Raw genomic sequence first — 16044 nt, forward strand, 5'->3', positions numbered from 1 at the left:
CCCCTGGGAAGGGGCTGCCGGACGCCTGCGGGGACGCTTCGGCTACGCCTGCAGAGACCGCTCGGCTACGCCTGCGGAAGGCGGTCCAGCTGGGCCTGGATACGGGCGATGTCCTCGTCGGCCTTGGCGAGCCGGGTCCGGATCTTCTCCACCACGTTGTCCGGGGCCTTCGCCAAAAACGCCTCGTTGCCCAGCTTGCCCGTCGCCTGGGCCTTCTCCTTCTCCGCGGCGGCGAGGTCCTTCGCGAGGCGCTTGCGCTCGGCCGCCACGTCGATGGTGCCGGAGAGGTCGAGCGCGACCGCGGCGCCGGCGACCGGAAGGGTGGCCGTCGCCGCGAAGGCGTCGCCCTCCGGCTGGAGGCGCAGCAGCTGGCGGATGGCCGCCTCGTGCGGGGCGAGGGCCGTGCCGTCCAGGGTGAGGCGGGCCGGGACCCGCTGGCCGGGCTGCAGGCCCTGGTCGGCGCGGAAGCGGCGGACCTCGGTGATGACGGACTGAAGGCTCTCGATCTCCCGCTCGGCCGCGTCGTCCCGGAAGCCGCCCGGTGCGTCAGCACCAGGAACCTGCACAGTGGACGGCCAGTCGGCGATCACGACCGACTCGCCGCCGGTCAGCGTCGTCCACAGGGTGTCCGTGACGAACGGGACGACCGGGTGGAGCAGCTTCAGGGTGACGTCGAGGACCTCGCCGAGGACGCGCCGGGAGACCTCGGCGCCCCGGCCGCCCGCCTGGAAGGTGGTCTTGGACAGCTCGACGTACCAGTCGAAGACCTCGTCCCACGCGAAGTGGTAGAGGGAGTCCGACAGCTTGGCGAACTGGAAGTCGTCGTAGAACGCGTCGACTTCGGCGACCGTCTTGTTGAGGCGGGAGAGGATCCAGCGGTCCGTCGCCGACATCTCGGCAGGGTCCGGGAGCGGGCCCTCGACGGTCGCGCCGTTCATCAGGGCGAAGCGGGTCGCGTTCCAGATCTTGTTGGCGAAGTTCCGGGACGCCTGGACCCAGTCCTCGCCGATCGGCACGTCGGTGCCGGGGTTGGCGCCGCGGGCCAGGGTGAAGCGGACGGCGTCGGAGCCGTACTGGTTCATCCAGTCGAGCGGGTCGACGGCCGTGCCCGAGGACTTCGACATCTTCTTGCCGAACTGGTCGCGGACCAGGCCGGTCAGGGCGATGGTCCTGAAGGGGACCTCGCCGTCCATCGCGTAGAGGCCGAACATCATCATCCGGGCGACCCAGAAGAAGATGATGTCGTGGCCCGTGAGCAGGACGTCGGTCGGGTAGAACTTCTCGAGATCCGGGGTGCGTTCGGGCCAGCCGAGGGTCGAGAAGGGCCACAGGCCGGAGGAGAACCAGGTGTCCAGGACGTCGGGGTCCTGGGTCCAGCCCTCCGCCTCGGTGCCGGGCGGCTCCTCGTCGGGGCCGACGCAGACGACCTCGCCCTCGGGGCCGTACCAGACCGGGATCCGGTGGCCCCACCACAACTGGCGCGAGATGCACCAGTCGTGCATGTTGTCGACCCAGTCGAAGTAGCGCTTCGACATGTCGGCGGGGTGGATCTCGACCCGGCCGTCGCGGACCGCGTCGCCCGCCGCCTGCGCCAGCGGGCCGACCTTGACCCACCACTGCATGGACAGGCGCGGCTCGATGGTGGTCTGGCAGCGCGAGCAGTGGCCGACGCTGTGGACGTACGGGCGCTTCTCGGCGACGATCCGGCCCTGCGAGCGCAGCGCCGCGACGATCGCGGAACGCGCCTCGAAGCGGTCGAGTCCCTCGAAGGGGCCGTGGACCGTGATGATCGCGCGCTCGTCCATCACCGTGATGGACTCCAGGCCGTGGCGCTGGCCGATCGCGAAGTCGTTCGGGTCGTGGGCCGGGGTGACCTTGACGGCACCCGTGCCGAACTCCGGGTCGACGTGCGTGTCCGCGACGACGGGGATCGAGCGGTCGGTCAGCGGGAGCTTGATGCGCTTGCCGATGAGGTGCCGGTACCGCTCGTCGTCCGGGTGGACGGCGACCGCGGTGTCACCGAGCATCGTCTCCGCACGCGTGGTGGCGACGACCAGTGTGTCGTCCCCCTCGCCGTACTTGATGGAGACCAGCTCGCCGTCGTCCTCCTGGTACTCCACCTCGATGTCCGAGATGGCCGTCAGACAGCGCGGGCACCAGTTGATGATGCGCTCGGCGCGGTAGATCAGCTCGTCGTCGAAGAGCTTCTTGAAGATGGTCTGGACGGCCTTGGAGAGGCCCTCGTCCATGGTGAAGCGCTCGCGGTCCCAGTCGACGCCGTCGCCGAGCCGGCGCATCTGGCCGAGGATCCTGCCGCCGTACTCTTCCTTCCACTGCCAGACGCGCTCGACGAACGCCTCCCGGCCGAGGTCGTGACGGGACTTGCCCTCCTCGGCGAGCTGCTGCTCGACCTTGTTCTGGGTGGCGATGCCGGCGTGGTCCATGCCGGGCAGCCACAGCGACTCGAAGCCCTGCATGCGCTTGCGGCGGGTCAGCGCGTCCATCAGCGTGTGCTGGAAGGCGTGGCCCAGGTGCAGGGAACCGGTGACGTTGGGCGGGGGGATGACGATGGTGTACGCGGGCTTGTCGCTCTTGGCGTCGGCCGCGAAGTAACCGCGCTCTACCCAGCTCTCGTACAGCGGCCCCTCTACGTCGGCCGGCGCGTACTGGGTCGGCAGTTCGGTGCTGGGCGCTGTGGGCTGCTGCTGAGCGTTCTCGGTCACGGGCCCCAGTTTAGGGGTGTCCCGGCACTGTCCCGAAACGCGTTTGTTCTGTAACGGTGGGCACCCCCGTGCCGTGAGTTCCCTGTGACTGAGCCAGGATGTCGGGAACACATAAGCATCTGGAGGGGAACCCAGAGATGAGCTACAACCAGCCGGGCCCGTACGGAGGGCCGCCGCCTCAGCAGCCGGGACCGTACGGGCAGCAGCCGGGTCCGTACGGCCAGCCGCCGCAGGCGCCCCAGCCCGGCTACGGCTACCCGCAGCAGACTCCGCCGGCGGCCCCGCCGCAGCCGGGGCCCTACGGGCAGCAGCCGCCGCAGCCGGGTTACGGCTACCCGCAGCAGGGCGTTCCCCCGCAGCCGAACCCGTACGGCCAGCAGCCGCCCTACGGCCAGCCTCCCTACGGCGTTCCGCAGCCGCCGGCTCCCGGGGGCGGGAAGAAGAAGACGGGGCTGGTCATCGGCGCGGTCGCCGTGGTGGCGGCGATCGGCGTCGGGGCGTACTTCGTGCTCGGCGGCAGCGGATCCGGCTCGATCGAGGACGACGGACCGCACAAGCTCACCGCGCCGGCCTCCGTGCTGTCCGGCAAGTACAAGCGGTACGGCGACTCCTCGGAGGAGAAGGCGAGTTCGAGCGACGCGAAGGACCTCGCCAAGGCCGGTGTCACCGACGCCACCTCGGTCGGCGCGTTCTACTCGACCATCGACCTGAGCTCGCTCGACACCACCGACCCGACCAGCGTGGCCAAGGCGCAGACCGCCGAGAACTTCACCTTCTTCGGCGTGTACGGCTCGGTGAAGGACCCGCAGGCGGCGCTGGACACCACCTTCGCCCAGATGAAGGCGAACAGCGGCTCCGACGACGACGTGAAGCTGGTCGGCGACGCGCAGTCCGTCTCGCCCGCCGGTCTGGACGGCGCGGTGATGAAGTGCCAGCAGGCGACGGGCAAGAGCCAGCTCACCGGCAAGGACCAGACGGCGTACATGTGCATCTGGTCGGACTACAGCACGATCGGCATCGTGGAGCCGACGGCGGGTGTGAAGACGTACACCCTGGACGAGTCGGCGAAGATCGCGGCCGATGTGCGGAGTGCGGTCCGCGTCGCCAAGTAGCCGTCGGCACACGCGAGAACGGCACACGTGAAAGCGCCGGGTCCTCCGAGGAGGGCCCGGCGCTTCGGTGTCGAGGGGTTACGCCGACTTCTGCTCCCCCGCGCCCCGGCCTCGCGCGTCGCGCGGGATCAGGGTCGGGTTGACGTTGGAGTGGACGACGTCGGCCGTGATGACGACGCGGGCCACGTCCTTGCGGGACGGGACCTCGTACATCACCGACATGAGGACCTCTTCCATGATGGCGCGCAGGCCTCGCGCGCCGGTCTGGCGGAGGATGGCCTGGTCGGCGATGGCCTCCAGGGCCTCGCGCTCGAAGTCCAGCTCCACGCCGTCGAGTTCGAAGAGGCGCTGGTACTGCTTGACGAGCGCGTTGCGCGGCTCGATGAGGATCTGCAGCAGGGCCTCGCGGTCCAGGTTGTGGACCGAGGTGATGACCGGGAGGCGGCCGATGAACTCCGGGATCATGCCGAACTTGACCAGGTCCTCGGGCATGACGTCCTCGAACTGGTCCTTGGACTGCAGCTCCCGCTTGGAGCGGATCGTCGCGCCGAAGCCGATGCCCTTGGCGCCCGCCCGGGACTCGATGATCTTCTCCAGGCCGGCGAACGCACCGCCCACGATGAACAGCACGTTCGTCGTGTCGATCTGGATGAACTCCTGGTGCGGGTGCTTGCGGCCGCCCTGCGGCGGGACGGAGGCCGTGGTGCCCTCGAGGATCTTGAGAAGGGCCTGCTGCACACCCTCGCCGGAGACGTCTCGCGTGATCGAAGGATTTTCGCTCTTACGGGCTACCTTGTCGATCTCGTCGATGTAGATGATCCCGGTCTCGGCCTTCTTGACGTCGTAGTCCGCGGCCTGGATCAGCTTGAGGAGGATGTTCTCCACGTCCTCGCCCACGTAGCCGGCCTCCGTCAGCGCGGTGGCGTCGGCGATCGCGAACGGGACGTTCAGCATGCGGGCCAGGGTCTGTGCGAGGAGCGTCTTGCCGGAGCCCGTGGGGCCCAGCAGCAGGATGTTGGACTTCGCCAACTCGATGGCGTCGTCGCGGCCCTGGGCGCCGCCGTTCTCGCCGGCCTGGACCCGCTTGTAGTGGTTGTACACCGCGACCGAGAGGGCCTTCTTGGCGGGCTCCTGGCCCACCACGTAGCCCTCCAGGAACTCGTAGATCTCGCGGGGCTTCGGGAGTTCCTCCCAGCGCACCTCGCTCGTCTCGGCGAGCTCCTCCTCGATGATCTCGTTGCAGAGATCGATGCACTCGTCGCAGATGTACACACCGGGCCCTGCGATGAGCTTCTTGACCTGCTTCTGGCTCTTGCCGCAGAACGAGCACTTGAGCAGATCGCCGCCGTCACCGATGCGTGCCACGGTGTGCTTCCCCTTCGCCTGGGAGACGCCTGGACTCTCTCGAATCCAGCGGCTCCTGGTGCTGCCTTATGTCGACGGTACCTTGCCGGGCCCTCCGTACGGGCCCCCCTTGGCACGGTTCACTTTGACGTGCACCCTGTGGTGCGCGCAGTCAAACCGGGCCAAGGGCGGCAGAGAATACATTCTCTGTCAGCGGCCTCTGTCAGCGGACGTCCGCGTTGTTCATCTTCCGGGTGGAGATGATCTGGTCCACGATGCCGTACTCGAGCGCTTCCTCGGCCGTGAGGATCTTGTCGCGCTCGATGTCCTCGCGGACCTGCTCGATCGGCCGGTTGGAGTGCTTGGCCAGCATGTCCTCCAGCTGCTCACGCATCCGCGTGAACTCGTTGGCGATGATCTCCAGGTCGGAGAGCTGGCCGCGGCCGGTGGAACCGGCCGGCTGGTGGATCAGCACACGCGAGTTCGGCAGCGCCATGCGCTTGCCGGGGGTGCCGGCGGCCAGCAGGATGGCCGCGGCGGAGGCCGCCTGGCCCATGCAGACCGTCTGGATGTCGGGCTTCACGAACTGCATCGTGTCGTAGATCGCCGTGAGGGCGGTCATGTCGCCGCCCGGGCTGTTGATGTAGATCGAGATGTCCCGGTCCGGGTCCATCGACTCCAGGCACAGCAGCTGCGCCATGACGTCGTTGGCGGAGGCGTCGTCGATCTGGACGCCGAGGAAGATCACGCGCTCCTCGAAGAGCTTCGCGTACGGGTCGTACTCGCGGATGCCCTGGGAGGTGCGCTCGACGAAGCGCGGGATGACGTAGCGGGCGTCGGGCCGGGGCCCGTCGTAGCGGGCGTCAGCGGCGCCGGGAATGTTGCTCATGAGGGTGTTCACCGTCCTGGTGGCGTTCGGGGGGCTGGAGTCTCGGCGGAGCGTGGCGTGGCCGGGCTCAGGAGGCGCCGGTGCCGCCGCCTCCCGGAACACCGGAGGCATGCGTGATGATCCCGTCGATGAGACCGTACTCCTTGGCCTCTTCCGGGGTGAACCAGCGGTCGCGGTCGCCGTCGCGGACGATCGTCTCGACGGTCTGGCCGGAGTGCAGGGCGGTCAGCTCGGACATGGTCTTCTTGGTGCGCAGCAGGTACTGGGCCTGGATCTTGATGTCCGAGACCGTACCGCCCAGGCCCGCGGAGCCCTGGTGCATCATGATGTCCGTGTGCGGCAGGGCGAAGCGCTTGCCCGCGGTGCCGCCGGTGAGCAGGAACTGGCCCATCGAGGCCGCCATGCCCATGGCGATGGTGACCACGTCGTTCGGGATGAACTGCATGGTGTCGTAGATCGCCATGCCGGCCGTCACCGAGCCGCCGGGGCTGTTGATGTAGAGGAAGATGTCCTTGTTGGGCTCGGCCGCGAGCAGCAGCAGCTGCGCGGTGATCTTGTTGGCGATGTCGTCGTCCACCTGCTGGCCCAGGAAGATGATCCGCTCGCCGAGCAGCCGGTTGTAGACCTGGTCGCCGAGGCCACCGCCGAAGGAAGGCTCGCCGGCGGCTGAGGGCATCAGATTCGTCACGTATCCACCTGCTCGTCTTACGACGGCGCCGGGCCGTCTCACGTTTCCGTAGCCGGGGGCTTGGCTGCCCTCGTACTCATGGACCCTAACGCGATGGTCCCTTCGGGGAATCCCGGTAACAGGGCTGTTCGCCGGGGGCGTAGTGCGGGTGCCTCCGGTGGCAGGGCCGCTGTCGGCCCGCCGTGACCGTGACGGTGGGTGGGCGAGTGCGGGCGCGTGGGGGCTGGTCGCGCCCACGCGGCGGTAGCCGCATGTCAAACACAGCCCCGCGCCCCCAGCGGCGGCTGCGCCGCCTTCGGGGCGCGCTGCTGCAGCCCAGGGGATGACGAAGGGGCCCCCGGGACAGTGCCCAGGAGCCCCCTGTACGCCGTTACGGGCGCAATAGGGCTCAGCCCTCGGTCTTCTCCTCGGCGGAGGCGTCCGAGGCGTCCGTGGCCTCGGCGGCGGCCTCGGGGGCCTCCGCCTGGGTCTCGTCCTCGTCCTCGTCGTCCAGGTCGACGATCTCGCCGTTGGTGTCCTTCACCGTGGCGGCCTCGACCACGACGGCCAGGGCCTTGCCGCGGGCGACCTCGCCGACCAGGAGCGGGACCTGGCCGCCCTCGACGACGGCCTGGGCGAACTGGTCGGGGGACATGCCGGAGGAGGCCGCGCGCCGCATGAGGTGCTCGGTGAGCTCCTCCTGGTTGACGTTCAGCTTCTCGACCTTGACCAGCTCGTCGAGGACGAACTGGGTCTTGATGCCCTTGACCGCGGCCTCGCGGGTCTCGGTCTCGAACTCCTCCTCGGTCTTGCCCTGGATCTCCAGGTACTTCGCGAGGTCGAGGCCCATCTGGCCGAGCTGGTGGTGCTCCAGGTTGTGCTTGCGGGTGTTGATCTCGTCCTCGAGCAGCTTCTCGGGGACGGGCACCTCGACGAGCTCCAGGAGCTTCTCCAGGACGCGCTCCTGGGCCTGCGTGGCCTGGTCGTACGTCTTCATGTTGGCGAGACGCTTGCGGCTGTCTTCCTTGAGCTCGTCCAGGGTGTCGAACTCAGAAGCGAGCTGCGCGAACTCGTCGTCCAGCTCGGGAAGTTCGCGGGCGGCGACCTGGGTGACCTTGACGGTGACCTCGGCCTCGCGGCCGGCCGCGGAGCCGCCCTTGAGCTCGGAGGTGAAGGTGGCCTCGCCACCGGCCTCCAGGCCCTTCACGGCGTCGTCGATGCCGTCGAGGAGCTCGCCGGAGCCGATGGTGTAGGAGACACCGCTGGCGATGCCGTCCTCCAGGACCTCGCCGTCGACCTTGGCCTCCAGGTCGATGGTGACGACGTCGCCGTCCTCGGCGGCGCGCTCCACCGGGGAGGTGGAGGCGAAGCGCTCACGGAGCTGCTCGACCGACTTCTCGACGTCCTCGTCGCTGACCTCGACGGCGTCGACCTCGACCTCGATGCCCGAGTAGTCCGGGATCTCGAGGGCCGGGCGGACGTCGACCTCGGCGGTGAAGTTCAGCGTCTCGCCGTCCTTCAGCTCGGTGATGTCGACGTCGGGCTGGCCCAGCGGGTTCAGCTCGGCCTCGTTGACCGCTTCGGTGTAGAACTTCGGAAGCGCGTCGTTGACCGCCTCCTCCAGGACCGCACCGCGGCCGAACCGCTGGTCGATGACCCGGGCCGGGATCTTGCCCTTGCGGAAGCCCTTCACCGTGACCTGCTGGTTGATCTTCTTGTACGCCGCGTCGAGGCTGTCCTTGAGCTCCTCGAAGGGCACCTCGACAGTGAGCCGAACCCGGGTCGGGTTCAGGGTCTCCACGGCGCTCTTCACGGTTCGGTCTCCTTGTGGCTGACTTCTTGGGTTCTGCCGGCGCCAGAGGGGCCCGGCGGAGTTTCGCCGCCCGGAGGAGTTCGTAGGCCGCCGTACTGGGGAGCCGGGACACACGGGCGCGCAGCTTGCATAGTAACCGCAGCGGCTCAGGGCCCCAAAAGGCGATCAAGACGGACGCCGTCAGGTGGTGGTCGGGGTGGCGGGATTTGAACCCACGGCCTTCCGCTCCCAAAGCGGACGCGCTACCAAGCTGCGCCACACCCCGTATCGGTGCGACACGTAGGGTACATGCCCGGGCCGCCTGCGTCGGCCGCTTTGTTCACCCGCATCGGCGTGACGTCCACGCGACATCCGCGCAGACCAACACGTTGGCCTACCCGGCGGACGACCCGCTACGATGCCTCCAGTGCCGCGGTCACCGACCTGCGGCGCGTGTTGTGCGGGCGTAGCTCAATGGTAGAGCCCTAGTCTTCCAAACTAGCTACGCGGGTTCGATTCCCGTCGCCCGCTCTCGACGGTTCAGGGCCAGGTCGGAGGATGTTTCCTCCCCCTGGCCCTGTTCGTTTTCGCAGGGTGCGCGGCGGGCGTACGCGGCGGTGCTCAGAAGTTGATCGAATTTATGGTCTGGGCCAGTGAGTCGAGGAAGCGCTGGATGGAGGGGGCCATCCCGGTCGACGCGAGGAAGAAGCCGAAGAGGACCGCGACGATGGCGGGTCCGGCCTTGATGTTCCCCCCTCTCATCATCACCACAAGGATGATCGCCAACAGCAACACCACAGACAGTGAAATGGCCACAACTGATCACACCCTCGGTCGGTCCGCTCTCCGGCCCTGGGGTACGGCCCCGCACCCCCGCCAGATCCATCGTGCCACCAACCCGGCCGCACTATGCGGTTCGTGACACAACGTCGACAATGCACCGCGCACCGACAACCGTCCGCACCGCATTTCGAGGGCCCACCCGCCCCTGGATCCAAGGCAATTGACGGACATGGTTTCGGTGTCCACACAACACGCGCGCAGCCAATTCGAATTATTGACACAGACACGGCAAGGGAAGGCCATCAGCGGGCGTTATGCACTAATTAGCAGGGATTAATGCGGACATCACGGGTGTAAGTGCCGCATGGAACTGCATACGGTCAGGCATCGACCTCGGTAAATCACCCACCCGTTCACAGGCCTTCTTCGGTGATTACCGGGATTCACATCGACGGTTTTACGAAATCACACAGGCGACGCTAAGGTGCCTCAGATGTCCGACGCCGCCACGTCCCCCGGCCAGAACCGAACACCCCGTCCCCCGGCCCGGCCGCCGACGGGCGGGGAGCGCGACGCGTTCTTCGACAACGCCAAGTACCTGGCCATCGCGCTCGTCGCGATGGGTCACTCATGGGAGCCGCTGAAGGGCGACAGCCGCGTCCTGGAGGCGGTGTACTGCGTCGTGTACGCCTTCCACATGCCGGCGTTCATCATCGTCTCCGGCTACTTCTCCCGGAACTTCGACATGCGCCCGGACCGGCTGAAGCGGCTGGTCACCGGGGTCGTCGGGCCTTATGTCCTGTTCGAGACGGCCTACTCGCTCTTCCAGCGCTTCGTGGTCGGCGACCCCGGCCAGGACATCAGCCTGCTCGACCCCTGGTACCTGACCTGGTTCCTGTGCGCGCTGTTCGTCTGGCGCCTGACCACGCCCCTGTGGAAGGCGGTCCGCCATCCCCTTGCGGTCGCCTTCGGCATCGCGATGCTGGCGTCCGTGTCCCCGTCCATCGGTGACGACCTCGACCTGCAGCGGGTCCTGCAGTTCCTGCCGTACTTCGTGCTCGGCCTGTGCCTGCGGCCCGAGCACTTCCGGCTGGTGCGCCGGTGGCCGGTGCGGATCGCCGCGGTGCCGGTGTTCGCCCTCGCGCTGGCGTTCTCCTGGTGGTCCGTGCCCCGGATGAACACCGCGTGGTTCTACCACCGGGACGCCGCGCAGGAGCTGGGTGCGCCGTGGTGGTGCGGGCCGGTGATGGTGCTCGCCGTGTTCGGCTGCTCTCTGCTGCTGACGGCCGGGTTCTTCTCCTGGGTACCGGGCCGCCGGACGTGGTTCACGTCACTGGGCGCGGGCACGCTGTACGGCTACCTCCTGCACGGCTTCGTCGTGAAGTACGGCGTCCACGCGGGCTGGTTCGACCCGAGGTGGCTGCACCGGCCGCTCGGCGAGCTCCTCGTCACCGCGCTCGCGGGCGCCTGCGTGACGCTGCTGTGCACCCGGCCCGTGCGGCGGGTGTTCCGGTTCGCCATGGAGCCGAGGCTGGAGTGGGCGTTCCGGCGGGACGCGGCGGAACTGGCCCGGGAACGGGAACGGGAGCGCGAGCGCGAGCGGGGGGCGCGGAGCCGGGAGATGGCCGGCGCGTGACGGCGCGGGTTCCGCCTACGCGGGGAGGCCGAGGAGGGCGCGCATCCGGGCGTACTTCTCGGTCAGCCGTTTCCGGGTGCGCTCGTCCAGTACGGCGAGACGGCCGGGGTCGGCGTTGTGCGCGAGGTCGGCTTCCTTGACGAGCAGGGCGCCGGGCGTGGCGAGGACGCGGTGGGCGTACGACTCCGGGGGCTCGCCGGGGTGCTTGGTGAGGGCGAGCACGATGGCCCGCGTGCGGGGGCTCACGGCGGCGGTCGCCAGCCACTCCTCGGTGAGGGCGTGGTCCTCGACGGAGTCGTGCAGCCAGGCGGCGGCGATCTGGTCCGGGTCGCCACCGCGGGCGGCTACGCCGTGGGCGACGGCGGCGAGGTGCTCGGCGTAGGGGCGGCCGGCCTTGTCGGTCTGCGCGGCGTGGGCGGCTCGGGCGAGCGCCTCCACTTCGGGGAGGGTGAGGGTGGTGGTCACGGTGCGAGTATCTCGTGGCCGGGGGGGGCGGGGGGGTGTCACTTACCGGCGTTGGCAGGGTGCCGCTGTGCCCACCCGTGCCGCCCTGCGGCACGCCTGCCCGCAGCTGAGTAGCTGCTGCGACGCGCCCGCAGCTGGGTGGCTCGATGGGGCGCGGCTGGGCAGCGCCCCGTCAGGGGCGCGGGGAACTGCGCGAGCAACCCCCACCGGCCCGCGGGGGAATCACAGCCCGCAGCCCCCGTCGGCTGCCTCACCTCGCCGCTTCCCGGCAGATCAGCAGCAGCGCCCTGTCGTCGTTGACGTCCTTCGCCACCGCCTCGATCAGGTGCCAGGCCGCGCCGTGGAAGCCGCCGGCCACATAGCGGTCGGCCTCTCCCGTGAGGCGGTCCATGCCTTCCATGATGTCGCGGTCGGACGTCTCCACCAGGCCGTCCGTGAAGATCATCAGGACGTCGCCGGGGCGCAGGGAACCCTTCACCGGGTCGAACTGGGCGCCGTCGTACACGCCGAGGAGGGGGCCTTCGGCGGCCTTCTCCTCCCAGCGGCCGCTGCCCGCGCTGAGCTGGAGGCCGGGCGGGTGGCCCGCGGAGTACAGCTCGTAGTCGCCGGAGTCGAGGTCCAGGACCAGGTGTATCGAGGTCGCGAAGCCCTCGTCCCAGTCCTGGCGGAGCAGGTAGCCGTTGGCGGCGGGGAGGAAGGCGTGCGGCGGGAGGGAGCCGAGGAGGCCGCCGAAGGCTCCGGAGAGGAGCAGGGCGCGGGACGCGGCGTCCATGCCCTTGCCGGAGACGTCGGTGAGGACGACCTCCATCGTGCGGCCGTTGTTCGTGCGGGCCGCGACCACGAAGTCGCCGGAGAAGGACTGCCCGCCGGCCGGCCGCAGGGCCATCTCGCGGTGCCAGCCCGGCGGCAGCTTCGGCAGCTTGCTCTGCACCCGGATGCGTTCGCGCAGGTCGAAGAGCATGGTGCCGCCGCGCCGCCAGGGCACGCCGACCCGGCTGCGGAACTGGGCGGTGAGCAGCCCGAAGAAACCGCAGGCGGCCACGACCAGGACCACGCCCGGGGTGACCCGGGAGGGGCCCTCGGTGTAGGGGCCGAGCCGTACCGACTCCACGATCAGGGCGGTGGCCGCCGCCGCGTACAGGCCGAGCAGGCTCGCCGGGCGCAGCAGCAGGCCGCCCGCGATGATCGGCAGGACCAGCGCGGCCGGGGAGAACCAGACCGAGTTGGCGAGGGTCATGGCGGCGAGGACCGGGACGGTCAGGAGCAGTCCGATCAGCGCGATCCAGTCGGAGCCGTCGCCGCGGAAGTAGTCCACGGCGCTTCTGCGCACGCCGACGCGGGCCCGGTGCCACTGCACTTTCCACCGGGCCGGGAGGGTCTCGGCCTTCGCGCGCCGCTCTCGGTCTACTGCCATTAGTTCGGGACCCTATCCATCGGACCAGCTGCTTGGCACGGGAGGTCCCACTTGTCCCCCGTCCGAGGCTCACCTTCGGGTGCGACTTCACAGTGAACTTCACCGGAAGCCCCCGCGTCGCCGTCCGGGAGAAATTCGCTGGCTCGTCCCGCAATGCGCTGGTAGGCATGGCGTATGGCGAGCGAGCGTGCGACCGAGTTGAAGGTGCTGCGGCCCGAGGAGTTCGACGGGTGGTGGGAGCACCTGGTGCGAGCCTTCGGCGCCGGTCCGACACCTGCCGAGGAGCGCGATCTGGACCGGTCCCTCATCGAGTGCGAGCGGTCGCTGGCCGTCTGGGACGGGTCCGAACCGGTCGGGACGGCGGGGGCGTTCCGGTTCCGGATGACGGTGCCGGGCGGTGCCGTGCTGCCCACCGCGGGGATCACCATGGTGAGCGTGGCCGCGACGCACCGGCGGCGCGGGGTGCTGACGTCGATGATGCGCCGCCAGCTGGACGACATCCGGGAGTGGGGCGAGCCGCTGGCCGCGCTGACCGCCTCCGAGCCGGCGATCTACGGCCGCTTCGGGTACGGCGCCGCGACCTTCCAGCTGCACGCGGAGATCGACACGAGCCGGGTGACGCTGGACGTGCCGGTCGGCACCGGTGACGTACGGCTGCGGTACGCCGACCCGGCCGCGGTGCTCGACGCGTGCGAGGCGGTCTACGCGGAGCTGGTGCCGCTGCGGCCCGGGATGCTGGCCAGGCAGCCGGGCTGGGAGCGGGCGGGGCTGCTGGACCCGGAGAGCGGGCGGGACGGTGCGTCGGCGCTGCAGTGCGTGGTCGCCGAGCGGGACGGGCGGGTCACCGGGTACGCCCGGTTCCGTACGAAGCTGGGCTGGTCGCCGAGCGGGCACGACGGCACGGTGTCGCTGGACGACCTCGCCGCGCTCGACCCGGCGAGCGACGCGGCGCTGTGGCGGTTCCTGTTCGGCATCGACCTGATGTCGAAGCTGACGGTACGGGGGCGGCCGGTCGACGACGCCTGGCAGTACCAGGTCTCCGACATCCGGCGCTGCCTGACGCGGCTGCGGGACATGGGGTACGTGCGGCTCGTGGACGTCGGTGCGGCGCTCGCGGCGCGCACCTATCAGACGCCGGTGGACGTGGTGTTGGAGGTCGACGACGCCTTCTGTCCCTGGAACACGGGCCGTTGGCGGCTCACCGGGGACACCAAGGGGGCGTCCTGCGAGCGTACGACGGACACGGCCGAGCTGGCGCTGTCGGTACGGGAGTTGGGGGCGGCGTACCTCGGTGGCGTGTCCCTGCTGTCGCTGGCGCGGGCCGGGCGGGTGGGCGAACTGCGGCCGGGGGCGCTGGCGGAGGCGTCGGTGGCGTTCGGCTCACCGGTGCCGCCGTGGCTGCCGCACGGCTTCTAGCGCGCGCTCGGCGTTTCCGCTCTCAGCGTTTCTGGCAGGTGGGGCACCAGAAGAGGTTGCGGGCGGCGAGGTCGGCGGTGCGGATGCCGGTGCCGCAGAGGTGGCAGGGCAGGGTGGCCCGGCGGTAGACGTACACCTCGCCGCCGTGGTCGTCCACGCGCGGCGGCCGGCCCATCGCCTCCGGGGTGTGCTCGGGCCGGACGGTGTCGATGCGGTTGTTCCGGACGCCCTCGTGCATGAGTCCGACGAGGTCGGCCCAGACGCCGTCCCACTCGGCGGGGGTGATGTCCCTGCCCGCGCGGTACGGGTCGATCCCGTGCCGGAAGAGGACCTCGGCGCGGTAGACGTTCCCGACACCGGCGATGACCTTCTGGTCCATCAGCAGGGCGGCGATCGTCGTACGGCTGCGGGAGATCCTGCGGTACGCCGCGTCCGGGTCGGCGTCGGCGCGGAGCGGGTCCGGGCCGAGGCGGGCGTGTACGGCGTTCTTCTCGGCGTCGGTGATCAGGGCGCAGGTGGTGGGGCCGCGCAGGTCGACGTAGGCCGCGGGGTTCGCCAGGCGGAGGCGGACGGTGTCGGTGGCCGGGGGCGCGGGGGCGTCTCCGAAGGCGACCTTGCCGAAGAGGCCGAGGTGGATGTGCACCCAGTCGCTGTCGCGGAAGCCGAGGAAGAGGTGCTTGCCGTGGGCCTCGGTACGGGTGAGGGGGGCGCCGTCGATCAGCTCCGCGGCGTCGGAGAACTTGCCCTGCGGGCTGGTGACGCGTACGGGTCCGCCGCAGAACCGACGGTAGTCCAGCGCGAGCCGGTGGATCGTGTGCCCCTCTGGCACTGAGGTGATTCCTTTCCCACCCACCCACCCGACTCGGTCAGTGGAGGAGTGAACGTCGAAGGGCCGGAAAACCCCGACCCGGACCGCAGCACCCCGCAAGCGGCACAGGACTGCGTCGCCCCGGCCGCCGTCAGCGCCCCCGAAGCGGCACAGGGCCGCGTCGCCATCGTCAGCGGCAGCGCCCCCGAAGCAGCACAGGACTGCGTCGCCATCGTCAGCGGCAGCGCCCCCGAAGCGGCACAGGGCTGCGCCGCCATCGTCAGCGGCAGCGCCCCCGAAGCAGCACAGGACTGCGTCGCCATCGGCAGCGCCCCGAAGGGGCGCGGGGAACTGCGCGGTCAGGTGCCACCGGCCCGGGGGCGAAGGTCTGCCGGCTGCCTCGCCTCTCAGGCAACCGAGTCGGGTGGGTGGGTGGGCAAACGCTACGGCTGGGGGTGGTGCGCCGGGATCGGCGGGAGGTCGCCCGTCGTCTCGTACGCCGTGAGCATGTCGATGCGGCGGATGTGCCGCTCGCCCTCGGAGAACGGCGTGTTCAGGAAGGTCTCGACGAACTTCGTCGCCTCGTCCTCCGTGTGCATGCGCGAGCCCACCGCGACGACGTTCGCGTTGTTGTGCTGTCGGCCGAGCGACGCGGTCTCCTCGCTCCAGGCGAGCGCCGCCCGCACGCCCTTCACCTTGTTCGCGGCGATCTGCTCACCGTTGCCGGAGCCGCCGATCACGATGCCGAGGGCCTCGGGGTCGGCCGCCGTCCGCTCGGCCGCGCGGAGGCAGAAGGGCGGGTAGTCGTCGTCGGCGTCGTAGATGTGGGGGCCGCAGTCCACGGGGTCGTGGCCCGCCGCCTTCAGCCACTCGACGAGGTGGTTCTTGAGTTCGAAGCCCGCATGGTCGGAGCCGAGATACACGCGCATGGGATGAGTGTGACATGGCGGCGGGCGCAGGGCAGGGGCGGGGCCGCGCCCCGGAAATTGTGAGTA

The 16044-nt window shown here is 69.9% G+C and carries 13 protein-coding genes and 2 tRNA genes; 4 read left to right on the top strand and 11 right to left on the bottom strand.

Features of this window, described 5'->3' with window-relative positions; genetic code table 11:
- Window positions 1-65: 65 nt before the first annotated feature.
- Window positions 66-2723 carry a valine--tRNA ligase gene (locus ACFWPQ_RS36790; RefSeq protein ID WP_384044776.1) on the bottom strand — a complete coding sequence of 886 codons (2658 nt, stop codon included), beginning with the start codon at window positions 2721-2723 and terminating at the stop codon, window positions 66-68.
- 137 nt (window positions 2724-2860) lie between these two features.
- Between ACFWPQ_RS36790 and ACFWPQ_RS36795 the strand changes: the two genes are divergently transcribed.
- Window positions 2861-3835 (top strand): hypothetical protein, encoded by a 975-nt coding sequence (locus ACFWPQ_RS36795; RefSeq protein ID WP_384044779.1) that lies wholly within the window; start codon window positions 2861-2863, stop codon window positions 3833-3835.
- A gap of 78 nt (window positions 3836-3913) precedes the next feature.
- On the opposite strand, the gene clpX is transcribed toward ACFWPQ_RS36795, so the two are convergent.
- The 5 genes from clpX to ACFWPQ_RS36820 all read right to left on the bottom strand — a co-directional run bounded on the left by clpX (window position 3914) and on the right by ACFWPQ_RS36820 (window position 8813).
- Window positions 3914-5200 carry an ATP-dependent Clp protease ATP-binding subunit ClpX gene (gene clpX, locus ACFWPQ_RS36800; protein ID WP_093503035.1) on the bottom strand — a complete coding sequence of 429 codons (1287 nt, stop codon included), beginning with the start codon at window positions 5198-5200 and terminating at the stop codon, window positions 3914-3916.
- A gap of 202 nt (window positions 5201-5402) precedes the next feature.
- Window positions 5403-6068 (bottom strand): ATP-dependent Clp protease proteolytic subunit, encoded by a 666-nt coding sequence (locus ACFWPQ_RS36805; RefSeq protein WP_351691078.1) that lies wholly within the window; start codon window positions 6066-6068, stop codon window positions 5403-5405.
- A 67-nt stretch (window positions 6069-6135) separates the two neighbouring features.
- The gene (locus ACFWPQ_RS36810) at window positions 6136-6744 is read right to left on the bottom strand and encodes an ATP-dependent Clp protease proteolytic subunit (RefSeq protein WP_351701107.1); all 609 of its coding nucleotides are present in this window, start codon (window positions 6742-6744) and stop codon (window positions 6136-6138) included.
- A gap of 400 nt (window positions 6745-7144) precedes the next feature.
- Window positions 7145-8548: a trigger factor gene (gene tig / locus ACFWPQ_RS36815; protein ID WP_384044782.1), complete on the bottom strand. Its 1404-nt coding sequence runs from the start codon at window positions 8546-8548 to the stop codon at window positions 7145-7147.
- 188 nt (window positions 8549-8736) lie between these two features.
- Window positions 8737-8813, bottom strand: a tRNA-Pro gene (locus tag ACFWPQ_RS36820).
- 174 nt (window positions 8814-8987) lie between these two features.
- Here ACFWPQ_RS36820 and ACFWPQ_RS36825 point away from each other — a divergent pair.
- Window positions 8988-9058: transfer RNA gene (locus tag ACFWPQ_RS36825), tRNA-Gly, on the top strand.
- Between the two features lie 90 nt (window positions 9059-9148).
- On the opposite strand, the gene ACFWPQ_RS36830 is transcribed toward ACFWPQ_RS36825, so the two are convergent.
- Window positions 9149-9343, bottom strand: a complete 195-nt coding sequence (locus ACFWPQ_RS36830) for a hypothetical protein (RefSeq protein ID WP_089107496.1) — start codon at window positions 9341-9343, stop codon at window positions 9149-9151.
- 460 nt (window positions 9344-9803) lie between these two features.
- On the opposite strand from ACFWPQ_RS36830, the gene ACFWPQ_RS36835 reads away from it, so the two are divergent.
- Window positions 9804-10946: an acyltransferase family protein gene (locus ACFWPQ_RS36835; protein WP_384044785.1), complete on the top strand. Its 1143-nt coding sequence runs from the start codon at window positions 9804-9806 to the stop codon at window positions 10944-10946.
- A gap of 15 nt (window positions 10947-10961) precedes the next feature.
- Here the strand turns inward: ACFWPQ_RS36835 and ACFWPQ_RS36840 are convergent, their stop codons facing one another.
- Both ACFWPQ_RS36840 and ACFWPQ_RS36845 read right to left on the bottom strand, forming a co-directional pair.
- Entirely contained in the window at window positions 10962-11411 is a 450-nt protein-coding gene (locus tag ACFWPQ_RS36840; RefSeq protein ID WP_384044786.1) for an HD domain-containing protein, read from the bottom strand.
- A 250-nt stretch (window positions 11412-11661) separates the two neighbouring features.
- Window positions 11662-12825 (bottom strand): PP2C family protein-serine/threonine phosphatase, encoded by a 1164-nt coding sequence (locus ACFWPQ_RS36845; protein WP_384044788.1) that lies wholly within the window; start codon window positions 12823-12825, stop codon window positions 11662-11664.
- Between the two features lie 174 nt (window positions 12826-12999).
- On the opposite strand from ACFWPQ_RS36845, the gene ACFWPQ_RS36850 reads away from it, so the two are divergent.
- The gene (locus ACFWPQ_RS36850; protein ID WP_384044791.1) at window positions 13000-14241 is read left to right on the top strand and encodes a GNAT family N-acetyltransferase; all 1242 of its coding nucleotides are present in this window, start codon (window positions 13000-13002) and stop codon (window positions 14239-14241) included.
- Window positions 14242-14263: 22 nt separating this feature from the next.
- Here ACFWPQ_RS36850 and ACFWPQ_RS36855 read toward each other — a convergent pair whose 3' ends face one another.
- Together ACFWPQ_RS36855 and ACFWPQ_RS36860 are read right to left on the bottom strand one after the other, a co-directional pair.
- A complete protein-coding gene (locus ACFWPQ_RS36855) occupies window positions 14264-15070 on the bottom strand; it encodes an Fpg/Nei family DNA glycosylase (RefSeq protein WP_384044793.1) in 807 nt (268 codons plus the stop codon).
- Window positions 15071-15492: 422 nt separating this feature from the next.
- Window positions 15493-15978 carry a ribose-5-phosphate isomerase gene (locus ACFWPQ_RS36860; protein ID WP_361294379.1) on the bottom strand — a complete coding sequence of 162 codons (486 nt, stop codon included), beginning with the start codon at window positions 15976-15978 and terminating at the stop codon, window positions 15493-15495.
- Between the last annotated feature and the right edge of the window lie 66 nt (window positions 15979-16044).

The organism is Streptomyces sp. NPDC058464 (assembly GCF_042721035.1).
Lineage (GTDB): Bacteria > Actinomycetota > Actinomycetes > Streptomycetales > Streptomycetaceae > Streptomyces.